This window comes from Kitasatospora sp. NPDC098663 (assembly GCF_044760075.1).
Classification (GTDB): domain Bacteria; phylum Actinomycetota; class Actinomycetes; order Streptomycetales; family Streptomycetaceae; genus Kitasatospora.
The window spans coordinates 14,254-38,194 of the sequence record NZ_JBIWAP010000029.1; the positions used below are offsets into that span (position 1 = coordinate 14,254).

28 protein-coding genes and 1 pseudogene are annotated in these 23,941 nt (G+C 72.4%); all 29 read right to left on the reverse strand.

Features of this window, described 5'->3' with window-relative positions; all coding sequences use genetic code 11:
* Positions 1–39: 39 nt before the first annotated feature.
* The 29 genes and pseudogenes from ACIQVZ_RS27830 to ACIQVZ_RS27970 all read right to left on the reverse strand — a co-directional run bounded on the left by ACIQVZ_RS27830 (position 40) and on the right by ACIQVZ_RS27970 (position 23,824).
* Entirely contained in the window at positions 40–432 is a 393-nt protein-coding gene (locus ACIQVZ_RS27830) for a hypothetical protein (protein ID WP_402453530.1), read from the reverse strand.
* Positions 433–483: 51 nt separating this feature from the next.
* Positions 484–735 carry a hypothetical protein gene (locus tag ACIQVZ_RS27835; RefSeq protein ID WP_402453531.1) on the reverse strand — a complete coding sequence of 84 codons (252 nt, stop codon included), beginning with the start codon at positions 733–735 and terminating at the stop codon, positions 484–486.
* 32 nt (positions 736–767) lie between these two features.
* Positions 768–1,115, reverse strand: coding sequence for a DUF317 domain-containing protein (locus ACIQVZ_RS27840; RefSeq protein ID WP_402453533.1), 348 nt, complete (start codon positions 1,113–1,115; stop codon positions 768–770).
* Between the two features lie 276 nt (positions 1,116–1,391).
* Positions 1,392–3,191: a hypothetical protein gene (locus ACIQVZ_RS27845; RefSeq protein WP_402453535.1), complete on the reverse strand. Its 1,800-nt coding sequence runs from the start codon at positions 3,189–3,191 to the stop codon at positions 1,392–1,394.
* A complete protein-coding gene (locus ACIQVZ_RS27850) occupies positions 3,188–4,408 on the reverse strand; it encodes an AAA family ATPase (RefSeq protein WP_402453536.1) in 1,221 nt (406 codons plus the stop codon). Before ACIQVZ_RS27850 ends, ACIQVZ_RS27845 begins: the two co-directional genes overlap by 4 nt.
* A complete protein-coding gene (locus tag ACIQVZ_RS27855) occupies positions 4,405–4,683 on the reverse strand; it encodes a hypothetical protein (RefSeq protein ID WP_402453685.1) in 279 nt (92 codons plus the stop codon). Before ACIQVZ_RS27855 ends, ACIQVZ_RS27850 begins: the two co-directional genes overlap by 4 nt.
* Complete coding sequence (locus tag ACIQVZ_RS27860) at positions 4,680–5,630, reverse strand: hypothetical protein (protein ID WP_402453538.1); 951 nt, start codon at positions 5,628–5,630, stop codon at positions 4,680–4,682. Before ACIQVZ_RS27860 ends, ACIQVZ_RS27855 begins: the two co-directional genes overlap by 4 nt.
* Positions 5,631–5,784: 154 nt before the next feature.
* Positions 5,785–6,510 (reverse strand): hypothetical protein, encoded by a 726-nt coding sequence (locus ACIQVZ_RS27865; protein ID WP_402453541.1) that lies wholly within the window; start codon positions 6,508–6,510, stop codon positions 5,785–5,787.
* Between the two features lie 472 nt (positions 6,511–6,982).
* Positions 6,983–7,390 carry a hypothetical protein gene (locus ACIQVZ_RS27870; RefSeq protein ID WP_402453542.1) on the reverse strand — a complete coding sequence of 136 codons (408 nt, stop codon included), beginning with the start codon at positions 7,388–7,390 and terminating at the stop codon, positions 6,983–6,985.
* Entirely contained in the window at positions 7,387–8,673 is a 1,287-nt protein-coding gene (locus ACIQVZ_RS27875; RefSeq protein WP_402453544.1) for a hypothetical protein, read from the reverse strand. Before ACIQVZ_RS27875 ends, ACIQVZ_RS27870 begins: the two co-directional genes overlap by 4 nt.
* Complete coding sequence (locus tag ACIQVZ_RS27880) at positions 8,670–9,359, reverse strand: HAD family hydrolase (RefSeq protein WP_402453545.1); 690 nt, start codon at positions 9,357–9,359, stop codon at positions 8,670–8,672. The genes ACIQVZ_RS27875 and ACIQVZ_RS27880 overlap by 4 nt, the downstream gene beginning before the upstream one ends.
* Positions 9,356–10,582: an MFS transporter gene (locus tag ACIQVZ_RS27885; protein ID WP_402453548.1), complete on the reverse strand. Its 1,227-nt coding sequence runs from the start codon at positions 10,580–10,582 to the stop codon at positions 9,356–9,358. The genes ACIQVZ_RS27880 and ACIQVZ_RS27885 overlap by 4 nt, the downstream gene beginning before the upstream one ends.
* 34 nt (positions 10,583–10,616) lie before the next feature.
* Positions 10,617–11,063, reverse strand: a complete 447-nt coding sequence (locus tag ACIQVZ_RS27890) for a hypothetical protein (protein ID WP_402453550.1) — start codon at positions 11,061–11,063, stop codon at positions 10,617–10,619.
* Positions 11,060–11,824, reverse strand: coding sequence for a DUF317 domain-containing protein (locus tag ACIQVZ_RS27895; protein WP_402453551.1), 765 nt, complete (start codon positions 11,822–11,824; stop codon positions 11,060–11,062). Before ACIQVZ_RS27895 ends, ACIQVZ_RS27890 begins: the two co-directional genes overlap by 4 nt.
* Before the next feature lie 98 nt (positions 11,825–11,922).
* Positions 11,923–12,876 (reverse strand): winged helix-turn-helix transcriptional regulator, encoded by a 954-nt coding sequence (locus ACIQVZ_RS27900; protein WP_402453552.1) that lies wholly within the window; start codon positions 12,874–12,876, stop codon positions 11,923–11,925.
* A gap of 45 nt (positions 12,877–12,921) precedes the next feature.
* A complete protein-coding gene (locus tag ACIQVZ_RS27905) occupies positions 12,922–13,278 on the reverse strand; it encodes a hypothetical protein (RefSeq protein ID WP_402453554.1) in 357 nt (118 codons plus the stop codon).
* A gap of 14 nt (positions 13,279–13,292) precedes the next feature.
* Positions 13,293–13,925, reverse strand: coding sequence for a DUF4913 domain-containing protein (locus ACIQVZ_RS27910; protein WP_402453555.1), 633 nt, complete (start codon positions 13,923–13,925; stop codon positions 13,293–13,295).
* Positions 13,926–14,258: 333 nt separating this feature from the next.
* Positions 14,259–14,642, reverse strand: a complete 384-nt coding sequence (locus tag ACIQVZ_RS27915) for a hypothetical protein (RefSeq protein WP_402453688.1) — start codon at positions 14,640–14,642, stop codon at positions 14,259–14,261.
* A gap of 115 nt (positions 14,643–14,757) precedes the next feature.
* A pseudogene (locus ACIQVZ_RS27920) lies at positions 14,758–15,279 on the reverse strand (DNA cytosine methyltransferase); the annotation flags it as partial.
* Complete coding sequence (locus tag ACIQVZ_RS27925) at positions 15,276–15,737, reverse strand: hypothetical protein (protein WP_402453557.1); 462 nt, start codon at positions 15,735–15,737, stop codon at positions 15,276–15,278. The gene ACIQVZ_RS27925 and the pseudogene ACIQVZ_RS27920, both read right to left, overlap by 4 nt.
* 114 nt (positions 15,738–15,851) lie before the next feature.
* Positions 15,852–16,397: a hypothetical protein gene (locus tag ACIQVZ_RS27930; RefSeq protein WP_402453560.1), complete on the reverse strand. Its 546-nt coding sequence runs from the start codon at positions 16,395–16,397 to the stop codon at positions 15,852–15,854.
* A 56-nt stretch (positions 16,398–16,453) separates the two neighbouring features.
* The gene (locus ACIQVZ_RS27935) at positions 16,454–16,906 is read right to left on the reverse strand and encodes a hypothetical protein (protein ID WP_402453563.1); all 453 of its coding nucleotides are present in this window, start codon (positions 16,904–16,906) and stop codon (positions 16,454–16,456) included.
* 150 nt (positions 16,907–17,056) lie between these two features.
* A complete protein-coding gene (locus ACIQVZ_RS27940; protein ID WP_402453565.1) occupies positions 17,057–17,581 on the reverse strand; it encodes a hypothetical protein in 525 nt (174 codons plus the stop codon).
* Between the two features lie 80 nt (positions 17,582–17,661).
* A complete protein-coding gene (locus ACIQVZ_RS27945; RefSeq protein ID WP_402453566.1) occupies positions 17,662–18,138 on the reverse strand; it encodes a hypothetical protein in 477 nt (158 codons plus the stop codon).
* A 182-nt stretch (positions 18,139–18,320) separates the two neighbouring features.
* Positions 18,321–19,490 carry a DnaB-like helicase N-terminal domain-containing protein gene (locus ACIQVZ_RS27950; protein ID WP_402453569.1) on the reverse strand — a complete coding sequence of 390 codons (1,170 nt, stop codon included), beginning with the start codon at positions 19,488–19,490 and terminating at the stop codon, positions 18,321–18,323.
* Complete coding sequence (locus tag ACIQVZ_RS27955) at positions 19,487–20,296, reverse strand: hypothetical protein (RefSeq protein WP_402453572.1); 810 nt, start codon at positions 20,294–20,296, stop codon at positions 19,487–19,489. The genes ACIQVZ_RS27950 and ACIQVZ_RS27955 overlap by 4 nt, the downstream gene beginning before the upstream one ends.
* Before the next feature lie 314 nt (positions 20,297–20,610).
* Entirely contained in the window at positions 20,611–21,849 is a 1,239-nt protein-coding gene (locus ACIQVZ_RS27960; RefSeq protein ID WP_402453573.1) for a DNA cytosine methyltransferase, read from the reverse strand.
* A gap of 188 nt (positions 21,850–22,037) precedes the next feature.
* Positions 22,038–22,922: a hypothetical protein gene (locus ACIQVZ_RS27965; protein WP_402453575.1), complete on the reverse strand. Its 885-nt coding sequence runs from the start codon at positions 22,920–22,922 to the stop codon at positions 22,038–22,040.
* 68 nt (positions 22,923–22,990) lie between these two features.
* A complete protein-coding gene (locus ACIQVZ_RS27970) occupies positions 22,991–23,824 on the reverse strand; it encodes a hypothetical protein (RefSeq protein ID WP_402453669.1) in 834 nt (277 codons plus the stop codon).
* Positions 23,825–23,941 lie beyond the last annotated feature (117 nt).

Sequence of the window (23,941 nt, forward strand, 5' to 3'; positions counted from 1 at the left end):
ACCAACCGGTGTGGAGGGCGGCCGTTCTGTGTTTCGGGCTCAGCGGGCGGCGTAGCGCGCGATCCCGTTGACGGTGTCCACCGCTGAGACGTCTCCGGTGTTCTCCAGGCGGCGCAGGCTGAGGCGGACCAGGCCCGGAGCACGGCGTAGGTGGCGGGCCATGTTGTCGGCGCTGCACGGAAGGGGCGCGGTCCGCAGCCAGGCGAGGACATCGTCATCGGTGAGAGTGTCCAAGGAGCGGGCGGTGCCGAGTACGCACAAGGTCCCGGCGCCGCGCACCACGAGCGAGCCTGCGTCGACGGTGTGGTGAACGAGAGCGTCGAACGCGGCGCGAGCACCGAGCCCGCCCGCGACGGCTGCGTCGACGGCCAGCACGATTCGGAGGAACACTCTGGTGCGGCGGTTGAGCGGGCTGCGGATGGTCGTCTTCATGTGCTGGTGTCTCCTGGGCCGAGGTCCTGACGGGAAGTCGGCTGATCACGCTCAGTTGGAGCTGTCGTGCTGGTGGGAGATCTGGCCGGTGGAGCGAGCCGCCAGAGCGGCCCGCCGCACGCCTCGGAGCTTCGCCTGGACCCAGATCTGCGAACCACACGTCAACACGAGGTTCTCGGTGAGCAGCCACTCATGCAGGGTCGCGCAGAGCGAGGCTGCGGAGGCGGTGGAGATGATGCTGGCGGTGGTGAGCAACTGCGCCGAGGCGAGGCGCCTGATGATGTCGGACGTGCAGGTAGACACGTTGACGATGGGCACGAGCTCCCTCCGGTACTTCACCGGGTGGTGCGGCTGTACATGGCGGCGAGCAGGTCCAGGACGAGTTCGACGGGGGCGTGCCGGTCGAACGTCGCCTTCCAGTCGTGTTCGCGGGCGGTGCCGGTGACCGCGATCGTCCAGGTGTCCGCGGTCGGGTCGTCCGGGGCGTAGCCGAGGTAGACTCGAGTGTCGGGTGACGCGGCGTGGATGGTGCCGCGCGGGTCGATGACCCAGCTCCAGTTGTGGGCCGCCAGAAACGCGCTGATCGCGTACGGGCTGCCTGCGCCGAGCAGCCAGGTTCGGCTTTCGACGGGATCGCCCGGCTTGAGGCCCGGCACGGTGGGAGCGGTGACGGCCACGGTCATGATGAGCGCCTTCCTTCCTTGTCGAAGGCGTCCATAGTTCCTTGGGGGTGGGCGATTTGCGTAGTTCGTGGTGTCTGCTGGGGGCGAACGGCAGTGTGCCGCACAAGCATCGCCCCCGGGAGCGACAGAGGTCGGTCCCGGGGGCACTGTCCTGTCCCGATGAACCCGGCGGAGCTCGGTGAGCTTGGCCGGTCGTGGACCGCTCCTCTCGGTTACGTTGGCGAAGCTGGCGGACCGGGGCTTCTGCGTCTAAGCACCCAGTTGTGCGACGGCGTCTCAGCGTGTCTTTCGGATGGCGTCGGTGGCGGCCTTGGCGATGGCGGCGGGGGCACTGGAAGGCCGGGGCAGGTGAAGCAGGGTGGTTCCCGGCAGGTGGCGGGATCCCTGGGTGAGGGTGAGCTGGAGTACGGCGCAGCCTGCGGCGGTGAGGCGTTTGATACGGGTGACAGCTTGCTCGGTTTCGTAGCCGGCGTACTGGGCGTCGGTGACGATCACAAGGAGGCGGCCGGTGCCTGGGCGGCTGAGGTCGAGGCCGTGGTCGAGGGCGTCGATGGCGTCGCCGAGGTTGTGGCTGCCGCCCCCGGCCTCGAATGTCGTCACGCGCTCTGGCGCCCAGTGGGTGGGGCGGGTGAGTGCGGTCAGATGGTGGTCGTAGGCGATGGTGGCGGTACGGGAGTCGGGGTCGGTCAGGGCCGCTGCGCGGGCCACGATCCAGGCGGCGGATGCGACGGGTTTGCAGGCGGCCTTCATGGAGCGGGAGACGTCGACGGCGATGCCGACGCGCAGTGGAGGGGTGGCGCTGGTCCGGCGGCGGGTGCGGGTGAACGGCTCTGCGGTGGGCACGGCGCCGACGGCGCGCTGGGCGTCGCGGGCGAGGGCCCGACCCACGTTGAGGCGGCCGGGCGGGGTGGGGCTGGTGGTCCGCTCCTCGGTGCGTTCGCGGTAGGCGGCTGCGCGAAGGGCGCGGCTCAGACGTGCGGCGGCGCTCTGCTCGGCGGCGGTGGGCTTGCGAGTGCCGGTGACGGGGCTCTCGTGGGGCGCTGGTGTGCCGTTGGGGCTGACGGTGCCGCGCGAGGTGAAGACCGACTTGGCGGTCGCGGCGGCCTTGCGTCGCTGGCCGGCGTTCTGGGCGCGGTCCTGGGCCCGCGCCTTGGACTGCGCGGCCACGGCCCTGTCCGTGGCGGCCCGTGCTGCGGCGTCGGCGGCGTCGTTGGCGGCCATGCTGTCCAGGACGACCGCCACGGCGCCGGACAGCAGATTGGTGAGGTCCTCCGGTACGGCGGGCGGGGCAGGGACAGCGGCATCCAGGGCGTCGCACCAGTCCTGAGCGTGCGCCAGCATGGTGGATGCGTCATGGTCGGCGCACCGGTGGGCTGCGGTCCAGATGTCGGTGAGGGTGGCCAACAGGTCGGCGCCCAGGACTCGCTCGCACACGGTGGCGACGGCTTGGGTCTCGCCGGCGTCCAGGACGCCGGCGTCCCGTCGGCCGAGCATCAGGGCTGCCACGCTGGCGGCATGCTCGATGCCCTGGACGCTGGGGTTGGCGACGTCGGGCATGACCAGGGTCCGGGCGCTGGTGCGCAGGTACGTGCGGTCGGTGGGCCGCCTGGTGAGGTGGGCGCCTTCGGCACGGCTCTCCTCCAATAGGAGTGCGGCCTCGACGACGCGGGGGTCCGCGCCGGTCGGCTCCAACCATACGGAGTGGGCGGCGTGGGCGGCCTCGTGGCAGAGGACACCCCAGGCGGCGGGATAGCGCTCCTCGTCGCCCACGATCCGCGGGTGGACCTCGTGTGGCTGGAGGGGCTCGAACAGGTCGGCGTCGAACTCCACCTCAGCCAGGCCGGGAAAGAACGCGGCCGGCGCCCCGGAGCGGGTGCCGCGCCTGCACGTGACGACCAGGTCCTGGCGGCCGGACAGGGCGACCAGCCGGTCGCCGAGCTCGGCACCCACACGCAGCCACGCGGCCGGAGAGGACGAGGGCTGTCGGGGCGGGGCACCGTCGTCGTCCCAGCGCGCGAGGTCGGCGTCGTCGTCGGCCTCGGGGACGGAGGACTGGATGTGGTGATGGGCGCTCATCGCGAGCGGCCCTGGGATGCTGAGCCGGTGCTGCCCGGGGACTGCCACTGCCGGGCAGCCGACGCGGTCGCGGCGGAGAGCTGCCGACCCAGAGTAAGGGGCGCGACGCCCTTGACGCCGGCGACCTTCGCGACGGCAGCGGCTACAGCGTCGCGGTCCTCCAGAGGAGCGATCCCGATCAGATTGCCGAGCGCCGCCTTGGTACCGAGGACCGCCTCCGTCTTCTGGTAACTGATCAGCTCACGCAGTTGGGGGGCCCAGCCCAGTTCGCCGAGTTCGACCTGGCCGGCGAGGTGGCGGGCGACCCGGACCACCCGGGCATCGATCCGCAGCGCCAGGGCGAGGTCGTAGTCCGTGCCGACCTGGATCTGCACGCTGAACCGGGACGCCAACGCCTCCGTCAGCACAGCACCGTGCACGCCCGGATTGTGGCCCGCCACCACATAGAAGCCCTTCTCCGCCGTGATGGTCTCGCCCTTGTGGTTCTTGACCTGGATCTGGCGGCGCCCGTCCATCGCCGGGTACAGCGCCGACAGCACCTTCGGTGGGATCAAGGTCGCGTCGTCGATCAGCAGGGCGCGGCCCTCGGTCATCGCGGTGACCAGCGGGCCGTACTGCCAGGCGTAGTTGCCGCTGTCGTCCAGCGTGTAATCGCCGATCAGGTCGCCGACCGTGGTGTCGCCGTCGCCGGCGACGGTGATCAAGCCCGGGAACGCGGCCTCCACTAGGGAGGTCTTGCCGGTGCCCGGGGGACCGTAGAGCAGCACCGGCACGTCGGCGTCGCGCAGACGACCCAGGGCCTCGACATCGGGCAGGTCGGCTAGCTCCCGAGGGTGGTAGAGCTGGCCTCCGGGGCGGCGGATCGGGCCGGTCTGCTGGAAGGTCTTCGATGCAGGAGGGGTCGTGCGGGCCGTGGCCGCTTGGGCACGGGGAGAGTGGGTTCCCGGTGGACTGATCACTGCGGCCTGCGCGGCGGCGGCGGTCTTCCCGTTTGCACGGAACTGCGGCTTCCCGGAGCCGAGTTGGTCAGCTTCGCCGCGCTTCGCCAGAGTAAGGGCGGCGTTGCGGACGGCACCGTGGGAGTGGCGGAGCTGCCTGGCCATGTCCCCGATGGTGAGCTTGTCCGCCGGCCGGTCGGCCAGCAGCGCGGCGACCTTGGCCCGAAGCTCGCCACCCTTGGTGCGTGCTGTAGAGGCGGGCGGTCCGGGTGTGGTCAAGGAGTCTCCTCGAAGCCGCGCTGGAGCAGGACCCGCCGGGCGGCGGCGTTGTAGCTCGTGGTGGTGATCTCGCCGGTGGTGGAGTGCCGCATTGTCACGAACGGCTGCTGGGCTGTGCGCTCTGCTGGAGCCGCCGCCTCATGGACGGGCGATGGCCCCTGGAAGACAGGGGTGCGGGCCGCCGACAGGGTTTCGAGCGCCTCCATACGGCGGTCGTTCAGGTCCTCGTCGATGGCCTTGGCGTTGGTGACGGGGTCGAGAGGATGCGAGGTCACGATGTTCTCCGTGGTGATGAAGGCGAGTTGGTCGGAACGATCGGCGGTCCGGGCTGCTGGGCCTTGGCGCTGCTGCTTCGTTTCCTCACGGCGACCGAGGCCGGAGCGGCCGGCACCGGGGCGAGCGAGCGGATCCGGGCGACCGACGACCTCGGGCCGGCGGGCGGTTCGTGGAGCCGGGCTGCGGCCAGCCGGAGCAGCTGCTGCTGCTCGGCGGCGGGAAGGGCGGACAGCCTCCGCAGGTGCTCCGAAGTGTCGGCGTCCAGGAGGGAGCCGGTGCCGAGCCCCGAGGTGGAGAGCAGCGACTGCCGTGCGGCGGCCTCGATCAAGGGAGCCAGCTCGTCGGGCAGGTCCAGGTGCTCGCAGACGTACTCGCCTCCGCCGGTGAGGACGCTGGCCAGGCCGGTGGGCTCGTCGCCCAGGTGGAGACGGAGCTCGGCCACTGAGAACAGGGTGTGCACCGCTTCGCGCAGCACGGCGGGGTCGCTGTTAGGTGGGGACCAGGGCGAGGGCAGCGCCCGGCGGATCGCCGTGTCGTAGCGCGGCAGCAGCCGTCCGGTCACCGACGCGGCGGCGCGGACCGGATCGGCGCTGACAGTGATGCCGTGCGGTGACAAGTCCTCGAACCGGTCCGTGGCGCGGCCGAGGACCTGGGGCAGGAGCGGGGCCATGATGTACTGCTCGGTGCGCGGAGCGGGGCGGGGGAGGACGACCAGCTCGCGGCTGGCCGACCCGCGCAGGATTCCCGCGCGCTCGTACACGAACTCGGCCACGGCCCAGTCGGCGTGGGCGAGGTCCCAGAGCCGGTCGTGAAGAGCGCTGCGCTCCGTGCCCGTTGCAAGAGGAGTGAAGTCGGCGTCCCATCCTCCGGGAAGGCGCGCTGCGAGCGCGAGGGTGAACTCGGTCAGCGCGTCCCGTGCGTGGCGCCGCGTGGTGCTGGCGTTCACCAGAGGCCGGGAGGCGGCTTCGGGCTGAACGTGGGTGTGCGGTGTCGACGTCGTGGCCAAGGTGCCCTGGGGAGTTGAAGGGGAGTGGTTAGCGGGGACGGCGCTGGCTCGCGGGTGGGGGCTGAGCCGACGTCGGTCCGTGGGGGTGGGGCCGTCACCGGGTGCGGGTGCGGGGGCGGGTGGCGGTCGGGTCGGTGGCCGCGGCTGCGGCGGCGGCGGGGCTGACAGCGGCGGCGGGGCTGGTGGTGCGGGCGGCGGCGGTGCGCGGGCTGCGGACGACCTCGGTCTCGACGGGCGGGAGGGGGTTGTCCGGCTCGCCAGCGCGCCGGGTCCACTCGTAGGCGGCATCGAGGTCCGGAAAGCCGCCCTCCCACAGGGTGTAGGTGCGGCCGAGGTAGTCGACATCCTCGTAGAACACCCGGACGGGGTGCTGGCCGGGCTCGGGCCGCCGGTCCTCGGCGATGATCCAGGTGTTGAAGTCGTAGACCAGGTCCTCGTTGCTGCTGGGTGGCCCGCCCGAGGAGTAGGCGGGGTCCAGGACGAGGTCGGAGGTGTACGAGTTCGCGATCCTGTACCTGTCGCCGGCCTGGGCGAGCTGCTGCTCCAGGTCGCGGCTGGGCTGGTCGCAGGTCGGAAGCTGCTCGTCGTGCGGTGTCACCTGGTCGAGGTCGGCGCCGCGGGAGACGAGCCAGTTCTGCGCGAGTGCCACGATCGGTGCCCGCTGGTATTCAAGCCGGTACGTTCCGGCGCCGAGGTCGCGCTGGACGTGGATTCCGGCGAGCTGATTCGAGCCGGGGATGTCCCAGGTCATGGTGCCGTCGTGGACGACGAGGTAGGAGTCGGTCAGCAGCGGCGTGTGCGGGTTGGCCGTCTTCTGCACGGCCAGGACGCCGATGTTCCGCTCGTACGCGAACTCCCACCACCTGCGCTTGTCCTCCTCGGTGCGGGCTTCGAGGTCCTCGACCTGGAGGGCCTCGTCAATGGCGAGGAGCGGCTTGGTGACGTCGCTGATGGGTTGCTCCGGTGTTCTCGGGGGGGCGTGGAGGTGCTGCTGCGACCGAGCGGGGCGCGGCGGACGGTGCCGGCGTCGCGTGCTCGGTGGATTGCGACGATGTTGGGCGTACCGGGGACGGCGAAGATCGCCGAGGTGTCCGCGCCGACCAAGTAGCTGGCGGACAGGTGAGAGTCGGCGTCGGACCGGTGCTGTGCGGAGATGGGCAGGAGCTCGCTCTCGCGGGCCGCGAGCCTCGACAGGACCTGTCGGGTCTCCTCGTCGGCCGGCACCAGGTCGTAGATGTTGCCTCCGAAGCCGAGGCCGGATTGGAGGCTGGGGGCGATCGGGGGCTCTTGGGTCAGCGGCGGTGGGCTGTTGATCGGCCGGCCGGTGCGGGAGAGACTGCGGCTGGGACGAGGGTCGCTGTGCTCGTCCGGGCGCCGCGTGCCGTGGCCGCGGCGCGGCGGGCCGTCGTCGGCGCGACCTGGGCAGCGAGCCAGGAGCGGGCGTCGTTGCCGCCGCCGGTGTGGCGCAGGCGGATGGTGTAGGTGCCGGCGCGCTGGTCGCGGGAGATGAGGGCGGCGATGTGGCGGCCGTCGACCGATCCCAGGATCGTGCTGGTGCGCAGGCGATGGGTGTGCTCCACCGCGAAGTCGGCGCCGCTGTGGCGCAGGAACCGGGCGTTGACGGCGTCGTCCGCAGTGGCGGGGTCCAGCCCGGCGAGGCCCAGGTCGACCTCACCCGACGGGACGGGGACGGTGGTCACCGGTGCGGCGCCCGAGGCGATTCCGGGGCCGACTGGGCAGGCGCGGCGCCGACCACCAAGGTCGTCGGCGGCGTGGCGGCGGAGGCACGGGAGCGGGCGGCGACGGCCCGGCCCACCTCCGGCGCCTGCGCGAGGCGCTCGGCTGCCTTCCGGTACACGAAGACAGCCTGGCCCAGGTGCTCGGTGGCGAGATCGAACCGCGCTCCCGAGGCTTCGAGGTCCGTTCCCAGCATGCGGAGTACCCTGTAGCGCTGGACCTCGTGGTGTTGGCCGGACCGGATCCGGTCGAGGCGCTCGATCGCGTAGACGGCCGACTGGCGGAGGTCCTGGTCGAGTTCGTCGGCCCGTGCGGCCTGGCGCGAGATCAGCGCCGCCAGGGTGCGGAGCTCGCGGGGCTCCTCATGAAGGGTGAGCAGGTCCTCGGTGTCCATCCCGAGGCGCTCCACGACGGCCAGGCGCCCAGCGAAGTCGGGAGCGCCGGTGACCAGTCGGGCCGGGGCCGGGCCGGTGGTGGGTCCCCTGTTCATCGCGTCCTCGCCGTGGGCCGGGGCGGGGCCGGTCCCCGCCGCCGCGGACGCGTGCTCGGCAGCCACCGCTGGCTGGTGTGCCGCTGTGGTGCGGGCGTGGGCGGCGTGGACGCGGGCGCCGAGCGAGGTGATACGGACCTTCTGGCCGACGTAGAGGCTGGTGCTTGTGTCCTGGACGGCCAGACGCTTGTCGATGAGGAACTGCAACGTGGCCGGGCGGACCTGGACGTCGGCCTGGATCTTCCGGCCCTGCTGGATGCTGTACTCGGAGACGAAGACCTTGCCGCGGGCGACGGCGTCCAGCGCGCGCAGCTGGGTATCGTTGACGCGCAGCTCGGCGGTGACGGTCTGCACGGGTGTGTTGGTCGGGGGCGGTGGGGCCGGATCGGGTGCTGCGGCGAGGAGCTGGTGCAGGTCGGTGAGCACCTCCAACTGCCCGTGGAGCTCGTTGCCGCGCACGGCGAGAGCGTGCAGGGCCTGGGAGTCGGGGCCGAGCCCTCCGGTGGCCTGGGCGAGCGGGTCGCGGCCTGCGATGACCAGTTGCATGTCGGCGCGGATGGTGCGGGCCCGGCCCACCAGGCGCTCCTGGATATTGTCCAGGAGGCTGGCGGTGGTATGGATCTCCCTGGTGACCCGGCCCAGCGGGGTGCTGGTGCCCTCGTCCTGGCCCGGCAGTTCGCTGAGGCGCTCGGCACTCAGGCGCTGAGGGACCAGCGCGGTGCCGATACCCGTCGGCGCGGCGGGAGTCTGGGTCACGGGCGGGCCTTTCGGCCGGCGGCGACCTCGGCGAGTCCAACCTCGACCGCCTCGGCCAGGGTGTCCACCAGCGGGGCGCCGACGGCGGCCAGGCGCTCGGGGCAGTGCAGGCCGCCGGTGTGCAGGACCGGCACGGCGCCTACCGCGCGGGCGGCGACCGCGTCGTCGGCGCTGTCGCCGATCACCACCACGGTGGACGGGTCGATGCCGGGACCCAGGGCGGCGAGGTGGGCGGCGAGCGCGGGTGCCTTGGTGGATACGGAGGGGCCGATGCGGCCGTCGATACGGTCCAGCAGGCCGCCGATGCCGACCTGCCGTACTTCGGTGAGCAGCCGCTCGTGCGGGGCCAGCGAGAGCAGAGACTGACCGACACCGCGGGCTCGCAGGCCCATCATCAGCTGGCGAACCCCCGCGCGCAGCTGGACAGGCCGCCGATGCAGGACGTCGAGAAAGGCGGCGTCGTTGTCGCTCCACTCCTGGTCGGTGATGGTGCGTCCGAGCAGGTGGTCGTAGAACGAGCGGATCGGCACCCGGTGCTGGGACCGGTAGGTCTCGACGCTGACCGGCTTGCCACCGAGCACGGGCAGGGTCGCGTTGAGGGCCGCGACGTGGTCGCCGAGATCGTCGCGCACGGTCCCGTTCCAGTCCCAGACGATGCGGATACGGGCGGCGGAAGTGGTGGTCAAGCGGGGGTCTCCAAAGACGAGTTGGGATTGGTGACGAGCAGATCGGTACGGGGTAGGAGGACGGCGGCGGCCAGGGCGGCGGCGAACACCGCAGCGGTGGCGACCGGCACGGTGCCGCCTTCGGCGAGGTGGCCGGCCACCGCAGTCCCGGCGGCCTGGCCCACGCCGATCACCGCGATCAGCCAGGCCGCGGCCTCGGTGGCGGTGCCCTCGGGGGCCAGGCGGTCGCAGAAAAAGAAGGCCGAGGCGAGCAGCGGCGACAGGTAGAGGCCGGGTGCGACGCCGAACGCGATGGCCGTCAGCGGGGTGGTGGCGAGCAGCAGCGGGACGAAGCAGACCGCGTAACCCGCTGCCGCAGCGAGCAGTTGCCGCTGCGGTGGGAGCGTCCACGGGGAGCGGGTGTAGGCGATCCCGCCGGCCAGGCTGCCGACCGACAGGGCCGCGGGGAGCATCCCGGTCAGCCAGCCCGCTCCGGTCCGGTCGGCCAGGGAGAGCGCTAGCACGTTGAAGGCACCGAGGTTGAAGCCCAGGCAGGCCATTGCCGCCAGCAGGAGCAGCAGCCCGCGCGAGCGCAGCGGCCCGCTCCAGTGGACCTCACGCCGCCCGGCGGGCGGCCAGGTGGCCGGCGCCCGGGTGGCGACCAGGGCGGTGCCGAGGGCGCCGATGACGCCGCAGGCCCACAGCGCGGCGGCTGGGGCGACCAGTTGGCACATTGCGGTCGCCGCCAGCGGCCCGGCGACGAAGACGACTTCCTGGCTGACGCTGTCCAGGGTGTAGGCCACGCGCTGCTTGCCCGGGTCGGGTACCAGGCGTGGCCACAGTGCGCGGAGCCCGGCCTCCAGCGGCGGAGTCGCCGCTCCGGCGAGTACGGCGAGTGCTGCTGCGGCGATCGGCTGCGCGACCAGGTCGGTCACGGCCAGCAGGGTGAACGCCACGAACGCCACGCTCGCCGCGATCGCGGAGACCAGGCCCAGGCGGGTGCGGTCGACGAGCCGGCCGATCAACGGCTGGCCGACGGCGCTGGCCAGCCCGTAGAGGGCGGCGAGGACGGCCCCAAGCAGGACCGGTCCGCCGGTGGAACGCACGGCGAGCAACAGGGCGAGCGGTGCCATGGCGGTGGGCAGCCGGCCGATGAGGGTGCCGGCGAGCAGTGCGGGCACGTGGGGGAGGGCGAGGACGTCGCGGGCCGTCGGTTTGAGAGCGGAGGGTGCGGCGGGGGGCATGCGGGCGGCGGGTCTTCCTGGTTGCTGGGCGGTGTCAGCCGGGCGGTGCGGTGCGCAGCACCGCGGCGGCGGCGCCCAGGTGGGCGCTGGCGCTGGTGAGCAGGGCGGCGGCTCGTAGCCGTGCGGCCTGCACGAGGCCGGCGGAGTCGGTGATGGTGCTGTCGGGGGTGGACAGCTGGTCCAGGGCGGTCGACATCGAACCGCCGGCCGACAGGAGGGCCTGCTGGGCCTGCTCGATGCGTGCCAGGGCCCGCAGGTGGGCCTCGGAGGGCGGGTCGGCGGCGTCGACGACGGCTGCGGCCGAGGCGCTGACGGTGGCGAGATGGACCAGGGCGGCGAGCAGGTTACGGCTCAGCAGCCGGACCGGGTCCGGTGCGCGGGGCGGAAGGTCGAGGGTGCGGGCGAGCGCCTGGATCTGCTCCGATTCCTCCTGGAGATCGGTGGTCAGCAGCACGGTCGCCTCGTGGTGGACGGCGGTCAACGGGCTCTCCGGGTGGGTGCGGTGGCGCTGTGAGCGGGGGTGATGACGAGGGCGGCCGGCCCGGCGACCCGGGCGGCCGGGGAGGTGCGGCAGGCCGCGTCGGAGCGGTAGGGGTCCGGGCCGATGTCCAGGTAGCGGCGCAGGACGCTCGGCAGATCGGCGGTGCTGCGCCGGACCGGCGACTCGGCGGCCAGACAGCCGATGACGTTCTCGATCAGGAGCTTCGGGCAGTCGCCGACCAGCTCGGCCTCCCAACCCTCGCCGTCAACGCCGGCGGTGATCAGCCAGGCCTGCCGGCCCGCCGGGTGCAGGATCTCGGCGAGATGGTCGGGGGAGGTGATCCGCGTGATGTCGCCGCCCCGGCTGTTCGCGCCGTCCCAGCCGGCCTCGGACAGGCAGTAGAGCGCCCCGTCGAGGTCGTCGTGCTCGGCCGGCCCTGCCTGGCGGGTCGCGGCCGTCTCGACCAGGGCCTCGGCGGCGGAAGCGAGGACCTCGTCGGGGGTCAGGGAGCTGAAGGTGGCGCGCCAGCCGGGCCCGTGGGCGGTGAACGCCTCGCGCTGGTACGTGTGGTCGCTGGAGTCGTTCAGCAGGATCCGGACGTCGCCACGCGCGAACACCTGGCCGTTCCCCTGTGCGGTGCGGGTCCAGGACGCCTCCTGCAGCACCCGGCGGGCCCGGACCACCGACGTATAGGAGCCCAGGGCGAGGTAGGCGGGCCGGACGCCGACGGCTCGCCGGTTGTTCCGGGTGGACTGTGGCATCGGTGGGACGGGCCGCGGCTTGGGAGTGCCGTCGGCCGGGCGGCGCGCACGGGGGGCAGCGGGAGTGGAGGAAGGAGTGCTGGTGGCCATGCGTGTCCTCATCGCCGCTTTGCGGCAGTGGAGTTGGAGATGAGCGGGGCGGGCTGCTGCGGTGCCTCGTGACTGAAGACCAGTGCAGCGGTCACCGAGCGGAGCCCGGCGGCGTTCGCGCGGGCGGCGGCCTGCTCCGACGGCGAGGGCGCAGGCCGTGTCCCCGCGGCAGGTCCGGGCGCGGGCGCGAGCGGCGGCTCTGCGCGGCGCGGCCCGTCGGGCACCGGCCTCGCGGGAGCCTGCCGGGTGGCCGGGGCGTCGGCGGTCGGCGTGATGTCCCGCGTGCCCGTGCGGCGGACGGTCGTTTCGGCGCGCGGCGGCGTCGGGAGGTGGCGCTGCGCCCAGCGGCCGATGGCCTGCAGCGGATCGGCGAGTGCCTTGCCGGCGGTGGTTAGCCCGTACATGTAGTAGCGCGGCTCGCCGCTGCGCTCGACCAGTCCGTCCTTCTCCAGCTGGGCCAGTCGCTGGTAGAGGTTGCCGGGGTTCATCCCGTCGGGCAGGGCGGTGTCCAGGATCTCGCTCGGGTAGGCCGGTTCGCCGAAGGCGTCCAGGGCCATCACGGTGGCGATGGCGTTGGTCCGGTTGAGCGTGGCGAGGGCCTGCTCGGTGTACGCCCCCGGTCCGGTTCCGTACTGCGGGACCGGCTGGTGTGCGGAGGCCCAGCGGGTCACCGGGATCTGGATGTACGCGACGGCCTCGCGTCCGGCCCGGGTGAGGGAGACCAGGGTGGTGCCGGAGTCCTTCGTGCGGGTGATGAGCCCGCTCTCCTCCATCCCATCGAGCCGCCGGTCGAGCTGGGTCTCGGTCATCCGCGGTGACTTCTCGGCCAGTTCGGCCAGCGGCCGGACGCCGTCGGACAACTTGAGCAGGCGCAGGAGCGAGATGGTGTCCTGCGGGCCGAGGATCGACACGGCGGCCTGGATCCGCTGGGCCTGGGCAAGGGTGGAGGAGGTGGTGGGCATGCTGAAGGTCCTTCGAAGAGTGGAAGACAGATGCAGGCGGGTGGTTCAGGCCGCCGCGTGGGAGGTGAGCAGCTGCAGCCGTCGGGCCGCGGTGTTGTAGACCTGGTGTCCGCTGCGGCGTCCGGCGGCGAGCAGGTAGATCTCGGTGCCGCTGCCGGAGGCCGGCGGGGCCGGGCGTTCCTGGTAGACCAGGCGCCAGCAGCGCTCGTGGTCGAGGTAGATTCGGCGGCAGCCCGTCAGGTCCCACAGGCCTCGCCGGCCGAGAGCGGGGCCGCGTTGCTGGCACCGCACCAGGCGGCGCAGCTGGTGCACGGCGGCGTCCTGCAGGTCCTGCGGGAGAAGGCCGAGGTCGCCCAGTGCCGCCGGGTGGGCATCGAAGTCGAGCAGGGCGGCGGCGGTCACGAGCTGTCCTCGGTCTAGACGGAGGTGCGGGGCACTCCCGGCTGGGGCAGGGAATCGGGGTCGGTGAAGGGCGGGTGCGGGAGCAGCCGGTGGTGCGGGTGGTCGGGGTTGGTGGTGCAGGCGCCGAACGGGCCGTCGGGGGCGCGGAGTTTGAGCAGCAGTGGCTCCAAGTGGTCGCGCTGCCAGACGCTTGGGCCGGTCGCCCCGGATCGGGAGTCCGTCAGCTCCTGCCACGCCAGCCAGGCGTGGTGGATACGGGCCAGCGCCTCGTCGTGCTCGGGCCAGCGGGCGCACCACGGCCTGCCGCTGGTGATCTCCTGTCCGAAGACGGCCAACAGGATGTGGTCGACCCACGGCACCATCGTGGCGACCTCCGCCGCGAGGGCGTCGTCGTCGAAGGCCAGGACGGTCAGCGAGACGGGATCGGACTCGCCGGGCGTGCCGTCCTCGCCTTCGGCGGTGCCGGCGCCGCCGAGCAGATCGGAGACCGAGAGGTCCTCGTCCTGCTCCTGGGCGAGCTGCTCGGCGACGACGGCCAGCGAGTCCCGCTCCGCCTGCAGTCGGGTCAGCGTGGCTTGCCACTCGGCCACGGTCTCCGGAGTGACGGTCGGGCGGTCGGGCGGATCGGCGGGGGGCGGGGTGGACAAGGGCGACTCCTGGGGAATTGGCGGTGCGGTCGGTGAGCACGACTCTGCCCGCTGGGCAGGTCCTTGCGCGGGAGATATGCCGTGAGGTATGGAGCGCCAGAATTCACCGAAGTGGGGCCGGATGGTTTTCGCAGAGGAAGATATCTGATGTCATCAACTCGACTGCCATTGAGGCTTGTTGAGGGACGACTCCATTTCCCAGGGCGGTCAGTTGGGCAGATCGAGAAAGCTGTGTGATCTGCGTCACCCAGCCTTTTTCGAGACCCATGACCCATTCCACGAAAGCGGGAGAAAGGCGCCCCCGGGAATCCACCGGATCGGGCGCTGGGCGGGTTATTCGCTCCCACTGGGCGATGGCGGCGGCGTACTCGCCCCAGCGGGCCGCTCCGGCGGCGGGGGCCATGTCGGCAGCAGCAGTTGCGCCTGCGAGAGGGAGGAGCCGGTGCTGTCCGGGCCGCGGAGCCGCGCAGTCCCGGCCCGGCTCGCCTCGGCCGGCGGGCGCAGCCGGGCTGCGGCGCTCGGCAGGGTCAGATCGCCCCGGCTTCCCCGCTGGTTGGGGCCGCCCTTGGTCCCGTCGCTCGCCCGCGGTGTCGGCAGTAGGTGCTCCACCAGGTCGGACAGGTTCGGGCCGTGGCCGCCGGCCTTGCGCCGCTCGGGGTGCTGCGAGCCCCCGATCGAGCCCAAGTTCGAGGTCGGGGTGAGCAGGAGCGTGACCACGTGCCCCAGGTCCTCGCGCCGAACGTCCGGGCCATTGAAGTCCCGTGCGCGGGGTGTCGGCAGGCCAGGCGGCGATGAAGACGCGCTCGCGTCGGTGGGGGGCTCCGACGTCGGAGGCACGTAGCACCTGCCAGCGCGCATCCATCCCCGCGCCGGCCAGGTCGGCGAGTACGGCACCGAGTGCCCGCAGATGATGCTCATCTCCGGTCTCTCCCAGACACCACGGGCAGGGTTCCACGTCGCCATCGGTATTCGAGCGAGCGGGGGTCGAGAGCAGGCCTCGGACATTTTCCAAAACCACCAGACAGGGCTTGAGAGTTGATATGGCGCGGGCGATGGTGTGCCACAGGCCCGAGCGGGTGCCCTCGGCCAGGCCAGCCCGGTTGCCCGCCACCGAGACGTCGGTGCACGGGAAGCCCGCGACCAGGACGCAGACCGGCTCGACGGTGCGGAAGTCGACCTGGGTGATGTCGCCCAGGTTCGGGACACCTGGCCAGTGGTGCTCCAGGATGGCCGCGGCGCCGGGGGCCGGGTCCGCGTGCCAGGCGATCCGGCCACCGAGGACGGACTGCACGCCCAGGTCGAGACCGCCGTAGCCCGAGCACAGCGATCCGATGCGAAGACCGGTCACCGTCACCGCGTCTTCCTGGGTGCGGTGGACACGGCCGGGTTGTCGAAGCGGGAGACCTCGACCACGGCTCCGCCGGCCGCCGGCCGGCGGGTCGCGGCCGAGCGCAGGCGCGCCGCAGCGGTGCGAAGGGTACTGCGGGAGGGGCGCTCGGCCCGCTCGGCGGCCCGGTGCAGGTCGTCGGCGGCCCGGTCGAGCACCCTTTCGGCCTGGCGCAGGGAGCGGTGGTGGAGGCCGGGGTCGGCGGTGTAGGTGTCGCCGGTGACGTTGTCGCGCCACAGGTTGCGGGTGACGGTGAGCAGGTGCCGGTCGGCCTCGGTGAGGGCGAACGCGGCGTCCCGCAGGGCGGTTCCGGCCGGATGCGGCGCCTCGCCCGCGGTGCGGGTCGCGGTGAGGTCGGCGGCCAGCAGGACGATGTCCAGGTGCGTGTAGCGCAGCGCCTCGATGTGTGCGGGGGCGGTGGCCATGGTGGCGGGCCTACGTAGGGCGTCGAGGCCGGTGCGGGCGTTGCGGATCCGCTCGGAGAGCCCGGTGAGGGAGGCCGGCAGATGGTGGGGGGAGGGCAGGGGGAACTCCGGAGGTCAGAGCCGCTTGGCGGCGGAAGGGCCGGGGGAGGGCGTGGGGTCGAAGCGCCCGGCGTCGGGGCCAGTGCGGAACGGTCGGGAGAGGACGGAGCGCAGGCGGGCGGCTACCCCGCGGGAGGGGCGGTCGGCCTCGGCGGCGGACCGGACGGGCTTGGGCGCGGATCGGGGCGCGGGGCTGTTCGCGCGCATATGGCGGGCGGCCGTGGCCAGTTGTTCGCCGGCCTCGCGGTACAGCCACTGGGCGTGCTGGCACACCAACGGTGTGGGCGAGAGCTGGTGGGCGTCGGCGAGTTCGAGGACCTCGCTGAGGTTCTGCAGAGCTGCGGCCGAGTGCGTGACCGCCCTGGTGGTGGCCCGCCGTTCGCGTCGTAGGGCGGCGGCCTTGTCCGGGTCGGTGAACGGGTCGAGGGGGCGCAGGGCGGCCTCGGTCAGCCCGGTGTGCGCTACGTGCAGGGCGAACATCTGCATACCGACGGCGGCCGGGGCGGGGAGTGGGCCGTTGGCGGGCACGGCGGGCCACGAGCGGGCGAGCTCGTCGAGCATCGCGGCGAGCTCCCACGAGGTGGGGTGGGGCGTGGGCAGGACAGGACTCCTGGTGGTCAGCGGCCTCGGCGCAGCGGGATGACCGGTGCGGTCGGGGTTGCGGGCTCGGGCGAATCCGCAGTGGCGGGCTGGGTGCTGACGATCCGCGACGACTTGGCCACTGCGGCTGCGGTCTGGGCAGTGCGCCGCTGCTGCAGTTCGTCGGCGGGCAGCGCGACCACCGGGGCCACGGAGGCTGCGGAGGCGCGGTCGGCGGCGGTGCTCAGGCCGCGGGCGGCCAGCGCGGCGAGATCGTCCGCTCGGGTGATGGCCGCGCGGGCGGCGCTGGGGGCGCCGGGCAGGGAGCCGAGGATCAGCTCCGAGGCGTTGGCGAGGGAGGCCAGGGCCTGGCCGCTGTGGGAGGTGGCGGCGGCGAAGGCGGCGAGCGCGGTGCGGTCGGCCGCCGGGTCGGCGATCCGGAACAGGTACTCGTCCGACGCCTCGGCGGCGATGCCGACGAGGTGGGTCATCGGCCAGGCAGTCTCGGCGGGTTGGCCACTGGCGGCTGCGGCCGGCAAGGTGCGGCGTACGGCCTCCAGTCGGTCGGCCAGGGACCGCAGCACCGCCTCAAGGTCAGTCGTGTTGTTCAGAGTGCTCCGATCATCGAGGGAGGGATGAGGTCACCGGTGCCGCGCCGTCGTCGCCGGCGCCGGGCCAGAGGCCGGCGGCGCTGCCGAGGCGGCGCGAGCGCGCCCCGGGCGCGCAGGCCCCGGTTCGGCGGGCGGCAGGCGCGCGCTCAGTACCACCAGCTCCTCGCCCGCGGTGACGGCGGTGTTCTGGGCCTCGCTGAGCACGCACAGCACCTGGTAGCCGAGGCGCCGCTCGCGCTCGGCGCCGTCGAGGTCCTCAGGCGCGGGCAGCGGGGTGCTTTCGAGGCCGATCACCCGGTCCAGGGCCTCGGCGAGATGCCGATGCACGGTGGCGGCGTGTACCCGGCCGGCCTGGAACGCTGCCTGGACTGCCGCGGTCCTGGGCGGGACCTGAGCGGGAAGCTGACCCGCGAGGTCGGCGAGCCGGGTCTCGCAGTGCCGCAGAACGACCCTTGCGTTCTCGGTCTGGGCACTGGTGGCCCGGACGGTGGGGATCCCGGGACGGCCGGGCATGGCGGGTGCCTGGCCGATGTTCTCCGCGACGTACGTGAACACGGCGGCGAGCTGAGCGAGTTCCTTCTCGTGATGGTCTGCTGGGGGTGAGGTCGTGGCGATGGCCGGCTCCTGGGCGGGATCTAGCGGCGGTGCGCGGCGGCAAGCGGGGAAGACGCCGGGGCGCTGGCTGTCGGGGCGGTGGGCGAGGGGGCGGAGGGCGTGGCGGAGCTGCGGGCGATGGCCGCTCGGTTGCGCACGGCCGGCAGGGCCGCGGTGTCGCGTCCGGAGCGGGCCTGGTCGCGCAGGGCGTCACTGGCCTCGGTGAGGGAGAGGCGGGCGCGGGAGAGCGCGAGGTTCAACTCGCGGCCGGCGCGCTCACGCACGCTGTCGGCTCGAAGGCCGCTCAGGCTGGCGACTTCGTGGAGCCGGGCCGACATGGCGAGCGCCCGGCTGATGCTGGACAGCGCCTGAGCCGCGTCGTCGCCGGCGTCGGCGAGCGCACGAGCCGTGGCGCGGCGGCTGCTGTCGGCGACCGGCGATGCCAGAACGACGGCGGTGGCGGTCAGCGAGAGGTGGCGGTCGCGGATGTGGCCGGTGTGCTCTGCCAGTTCGCGCACGCTCGGCGGGCCGTCCTCGCGGTAGGCACCTGGCAGTGCCGCGACGACGACGTCGATGGCGTCGGCCTCGGCCCGCAGGCGGGTAGCCTCGGGGCTCGGAGGCCGGGGCGGATTCGTGGGGCGCAGGGGGAATCTTCCTTCGCGAGGGGCTTATCGGGAACGGACAGGTCGGTTGTCGTCGGTCAGCGTGTGCTCCTGACCGGGGATCGAGAAGAGGCCGCGGCTTCGGCGGGGGAAAGAGCGACGGCGGTACGTGAGACGGGCCCGGGCGTCCGTACACGGGCAGCACCGCGCCGATCCGCTCGGACGGCGGCGGGCGGTAGTTGGGTACGGGGCGGTGCGCCGGTAGCGGTGCGCCAGCGGTCCTGAACGGCCTCGGCGGTGCCGAGGGTGTGCAGTGCGCTGCCGAGCAGCCGGGCGGTGGGCAGTGCCGTGTCCCTGGACAGGAGCCGCACCACGCCAGCCGCGTCGGCAGTGCCGCGCAGCACCGAGGCCCGTAGGACCCGCTCGCCCCAGTACTGCGGGTCGCCGCTGAAACCGTGGCGGGTGGCGGCTCGCACACCGTCGGCGGTGATGGCTCCGGAGGCGATGGCACCTCGACGCTGCGTCTCCCAGAGCACGGTCATCGCATCGACAGGCTCGGCGTGGCGTGCGAGGGCGGCCAGGGCCTGGTAGACGGCGCCGTGCCCGGGATCGAGGAAGTCCGACGGACGCAGCCACCGGGTGGTCGCGATCAGCGTGTCGGGGACGGAAGTGGAGGAGGAGAGCAGTGCGGTCTCGTCGAGCAGCGTCTTCTCGCGGATGCCGTCCGGTAGTTCGAGCGGCCAGGGACCGGGTAGGGGGCGGGGGCATTCGTCCAGCGAGCCCCAGGTGGTCGCCAGTTCGTGGATGGCCGTGTGCAGTTCCGCGCTCAGGCGCAGTACGTCGTCCAGGGAGCCGGCGCGTGCAGCGTGCTGGAGGCGGTGGGCGTGCGTGTGGACCTGGCGGCGGATCGCGCTCTCCAGGACCATACGGCCGTAGGCATTCGCGTGGCTCGCGGTGGGGCAGACGAGCATAAGGGTGGACGCGTAGCTGGGGGTCAGCCCGCGGCTGGCCTCGCGCGCTGACGCCAGTGCGTCCAGCGCCCAGTCCCGCAGCTGATCTCTGGTGGAGTCCTTCGCCGAGCCGGGGTGGCCGGAGGCACGCTGAGCGAGGAGGACCTCGTACAGGGCAGCGTGGGCTGGCCGCAGGAAGTGGCTCGGCTTCAACCACACCTTGACCGTCTCGAGTTCGGAGGGTGCGAGCAGCAGGGCGCCGAGCAGGGCCTGCTCTGCCTCCAAGTCGGGACTCAGCGCGGTGGCGGCCACCGTCATCGCGTCCGGTGGGGGGAGGCCGCCGGCTGGACCGCCCGGCCCGAGGTCTGGACGGGCGCCGGTACGGGACTTGGGGAGAGACCGGTGACCGGGTCGGTCGCGGGAAGGGGTGGGACCGTGCCCGCCCTTCCGTCGATCTGGTCGATCCAGTGCCGGGCCTGGGCCATGGTGCGGAACCCGCCCTCGGCGATGTTGTAGGTCGCGGTGCGGAGCTGGATGGTCTCCAGCTGGATGAGGAAGCGCCGACCGGCGGCGCGCGGGTCCCGGTCCTCCAGAAGTACGAGGTTGGCCTCCCGTTCCTCGTTGAAGTACGCCGAGTAGGCCTCCTCGGAGGCCAGGAGGCGGTAGCGGTCGCCGGAGCGGCGCACGCGGTCCTCGATGAGTCGGGTGGGCCTGCCACCGGGGCGGGCGAAGCCGTAGTTGTCGCCGAAGAGTAGACCCTGGGGTTTGTTGCCGGGGCCGAAGTTGTACGGGTCATCGGAGACCGGCAGGAACTCGCCGACCGCGCGGGGGTCGGCGCCCCGTTCGACCAGCCAGTGGCCTGCCCAGCCGAAGGTCGGCGCCGACCGCACGCGTGCATGACACTGATGCGCATCGGGCTCGAAGGACAGGTGGATGCCGTACGTACGCGGCCACGGCCCGCTGGTCGAATCCCAGTTGAAGGCCACCAGGAACTGCTGGTTGCCCGCCCGGTGTGAGCTGACGACCTCCAGGAGCTCGGGAGCCAAGGTCAGGAACTCGAAGGTCTGGTTGGAGACTTGATCGTCGGGGGTCCAGCCGCGAAGGGACTGGGCGATGGTGTTCACGGGCCTCCGGAACAGGACGGGGAAGGGGGCGTCAGGGGGGTGCTTGCCGTCTGCACCGCCGTAGGTCCGGCCGGGGTCGGACCCCGGCGGCCGACGGGTGGTCCTGCTACCGGTTCCAAAGGGCCCGCAGGGCGAGCAGCTGGGACAGCGCCTTGGCGAGGCGTTCGCGGGCGAGCGCTTGCTCAACGGCGGCTCTGGCGGCCGAGTCCGGGGGGACTCTGAATCGGGCGGCGGAACGTGATCGGCAACAGGCCACTCTTCGCCGGGTCTTGGTGATGCGTGCCATCAATCTCCTGTTCGAGAGGGGATGCGTGTCAGCGGTTCCGTGAGGTTGCACGGGGAGGGGAGGAGGCGGTGGACAGTTCGAGGCCGGGTAGTGCCGGGGTGGCGGAGACGATTGCGCCGCGCCGGGGACCGGGGGTGACCGAGGTGCGGGCGGCTGCTGCCCTGGTGCGGGGGCTGTAGAGCCCGGCCAGGTAGCGGCGCACCGGATCCTGCCAAGGACAGCGGAGTACCGCAGCGAGGACCCGAGCGGCTTCGGTGGGAGCGACGACGTCGCCCGCCTGCTGGAAGGCACTCGACCGCGACCCGACCCACGGGTGGTTGGTCGGCATCCCGACCAGGAGCGCGACCTCTTCCAGCGTGAGCCGCCGCTGCGGATCGCTGGCCCAGTACGCGCTGCGCGATCGGCCGGTGAGGGCGGGCGCCGTGTTGTCGGCCGGCCACTCGTTTCCGCCCGAGGTGGTGCGGTTTCCGCGGGTGTTGACTTTCACGCCCGCCGGCCAGCCCAGGACCTGAGCGGCACTGCGGGCAGGTACGGGTTCGTCGGGGTGGGGGGAGACGAGCCGCAGGTACTGGTGCCGATGTGCGACGAGGTAGTTGCGGCGGCGGTGCGACGCGAGACCGAGGTCCGCGGCGTCCAGCTGCCAGTGCACCGAGTCGCACCAGTCGGTCATGTCCAGGGCGTCTGCGATCGAGTCCAGCACGATGTCCGGCAGCGCGCTGGACTGCTCCATCACCAGCCAGCGCAGACGGCCGTGGCTGGCATCCAGGCTCATGGCCCACAGAGCAGACTCGGCGACGAGCCCGATGCCGGGGTCGGTCATCCTGGAGATCGGCTCCCGGGCATCGGTTCGGGTGATCAGAGGGCCAGTCCAGCCGGAGTGTCCGTTCCACGTAGGGTCGGTGCAGATCAGGCACGGTGCCGATTCGCATTCGGTGTCGCTGTCGCCGTGCCAGTGGCCGAACGTCGACTCCACCGCCAGCGGGAGCATGTCGAGCAGCAGCCCCAGGTTCTTGGCGGTGTGGCCCTGCCGCAGCCCTGCCGGGCTCCAGCTGATGCAGGGTGCGCTGACGATCAAGCCCTCGACGTAGCGCAGTGCCGGGTGGGTAGGGTCCAACTGGCGGACGTCGCAGACGATGCGACCGAACCCGGCAGCCCGTGCCGTGGCCGCTGCGTCCTCGTTCCACTCGACGCCGACGGCGTCGAACGGCGGTCCGCCGTCGGCCAGGATCTTCAGGCCGACATCCCAGCCCCCTGGTCCCGCGAACAAGTTGACGATGCGCGGCGGATCGCCCGGTTGTGGCGGGAAGAGCCAGCTGACCGGCCAGGGGTGCGCGAGCGCTACCAGTTCGCGGTGGGACCACGGGCCTACCTGCTTGGTCCGGGGAAACCAGTCCGGATCTCCTGCGCTCGACAAGGTGGGCCAACTACGGGATCGGACGTAGGCGGTATCCGGTGTCACCGGCGTGCCGGGCCGGGTGCGCCGGGCGGTTCGGCGACCGTCCTTGTTCCGGTGGGAGCAGCCCCGAGCGAGGTCGAGGAGACAGCGGACCCGGTGGCCGACGCCGCCGTACGGCGGGTGGCTGCGGCTCGCCGGACGGTGCGGCTCGGTATCGCCCCCGAGGTGAGGAGATCGGCGGTGAGCTCAGCGTCGATGCCCGCCAAGGTCTCCGCGTGGGCGCGGAAGTCCGCGGCCTGGACCGGGTCGAGAAGGCTTGCGGCGAGCTCGGCCAAGGAGGACTGCAAGCGCCTGAGGTTCTCCAGTCCGTACGCGACGTCGATCGGGGCGCAGTCGGCCGCCTGCCGTTCGCCGGCGATCCGCACGAGATCGGGATTGATCTCCGCGGTGACGTCACGCAGGACCTCGGCATGCGCGAACGCCCGCCCGGCGAGGGCGTTCGGGGTGGTGTCGCCGAGGACGTCGAGGCACCTGGCGAGCCTCCACAGACCGTCCAGCCGGGCCGCCGCAGCGAACTGCGGGGGCGCCGGCGGCGCGAAGGTCTCGGTGAACGTCTGGACAGCATCCCGCAACCTCTCGGCACTGATGGAGTCGTCCTGCAGCAGCCTGTCCTGGTTGTAGCGGTTGAGCCTGCCGTAGTCCTCCAGCTCCGAGTCGCGCTCGAACAGGCCGTGTTCGGCGAACCCGAACCAGTTCTGCGCGGCGAGCTTGCCGGCAGCCGGCACCACGAGCCGGACGCTGATGCCGTTCCAGGTGTCGCGTTCGATGGTCTGGGTGAGAGCGGCGACGACGACCAGGTCGCCGCGGCGGGCGACCTGCTGGACGCCGGTGACCGTCCCGTCGGGCAGCGGGCAGATCTGTCGCAGCGCCAACGCGCGGTCCACCGGCACGTACTCCTTCGGGATGAACGGCGTGGACAGAGAAGGCCTCCGGAGATGGGTGGGGAAGAGCGCTAGGCGACCGGGTCGCCGGATCGGCAGGAGTACGGGGAGCAGCCGTCGGCGGGGCCGAACTCGGCAAGATCGTCGGCGAGCCGCTCCTCCAGGTCGAGCTGCTCACGACGGGTCAGGCGGTCGATGGGAGCCTCGGAGAGGGGAACGCGCGAGCGGTGCAGGTAGGCCTGGCCGAGCAGGGGCCGTCCGTCCGCGTTCGCCCGGGCGTTGCCGGCGCGGATCTGCTCGTCGAAGTCGACGACGTCGGCCCACTCCTGCGGGGCGGCATCGCGAATCGCGCGCCACTGGGCGTTGCCGTGGAACGGGCACCCCAGGCAGCTGGACTTGGGAGTGCTCTCCAGGCCGTGCTCGGCCAGCAGGCCCAGGCAGTCGCCGCGCGAGAGGCCGAGCTCGATCAGCGGGAACCGGTTGCGCGTGTACCGGACGTCGGCGTCCTTCGCGCGGTGGAACTCGTCGGTGGAAATCCCGATCCACTGCTCGGCGAAGACATCAGCGGGTATTCGCGCCGGATACGGATATCCGAGGATTTCCCGAACCTGCCGCTTAATGGGCTTGATTTTATATTCGCCAGTGCACTGGCGCCGCGTCATCCCAGGTGAGCCGTCCTTGTTCAGGATGTAGAGCGGCATGCTGGCGAAGCGGTGGGACGGGTCCAGGGCGTCGGCCCTGATGTTTCCCGAGGAAACCCGGAGGATTGGAATTCCGGCGGGTTCCGCTATTTCCCGTTCGACCCGGTCGAGATGAGAATAGACCTGCCTCGGCTCCCATCCCGTGTCGGCGAAGATCGCGACGTCCAGCTTGGGGAGCTCGCCGAGGGCGGACAGCAGCAGCAATGTGGTGGACTGCACACCGGCGCCCAGGGACAGGGTGCGCACGGTCGGGGTGCTGCCGGGCTCTGCCGCTAGGCCCGCCGCACGGTGGGGGCGAAGTCGTTCATGCCGGGCGGGCGG

Bases quoted from the DNA above. Each gene is read 5' to 3' on its own strand.
- ACIQVZ_RS27830 (WP_402453530.1), bottom strand. From the start codon at position 432: ATGAAGACGACCATCCGCAGCCCGCTCAACCGCCGCACCAGAGTGTTC.
- ACIQVZ_RS27840 (WP_402453533.1), bottom strand. From the start codon at position 1,115: ATGACCGTGGCCGTCACCGCTCCCACCGTGCCGGGCCTCAAGCCGGGC.
- ACIQVZ_RS27845 (WP_402453535.1), bottom strand. From the start codon at position 3,191: ATGAGCGCCCATCACCACATCCAGTCCTCCGTCCCCGAGGCCGACGAC.
- ACIQVZ_RS27885 (WP_402453548.1), bottom strand. From the start codon at position 10,582: ATGCCCCCCGCCGCACCCTCCGCTCTCAAACCGACGGCCCGCGACGTC.
- ACIQVZ_RS27895 (WP_402453551.1), bottom strand. From the start codon at position 11,824: ATGCCACAGTCCACCCGGAACAACCGGCGAGCCGTCGGCGTCCGGCCC.
- ACIQVZ_RS27900 (WP_402453552.1), bottom strand. From the start codon at position 12,876: ATGCCCACCACCTCCTCCACCCTTGCCCAGGCCCAGCGGATCCAGGCC.
- ACIQVZ_RS27925 (WP_402453557.1), bottom strand. From the start codon at position 15,737: ATGGCCACCGCCCCCGCACACATCGAGGCGCTGCGCTACACGCACCTG.
- ACIQVZ_RS27930 (WP_402453560.1), bottom strand. From the start codon at position 16,397: ATGCTCGACGAGCTCGCCCGCTCGTGGCCCGCCGTGCCCGCCAACGGC.
- ACIQVZ_RS27935 (WP_402453563.1), bottom strand. From the start codon at position 16,906: ATGACCCACCTCGTCGGCATCGCCGCCGAGGCGTCGGACGAGTACCTG.
- ACIQVZ_RS27950 (WP_402453569.1), bottom strand. From the start codon at position 19,490: ATGACGGTGGCCGCCACCGCGCTGAGTCCCGACTTGGAGGCAGAGCAG.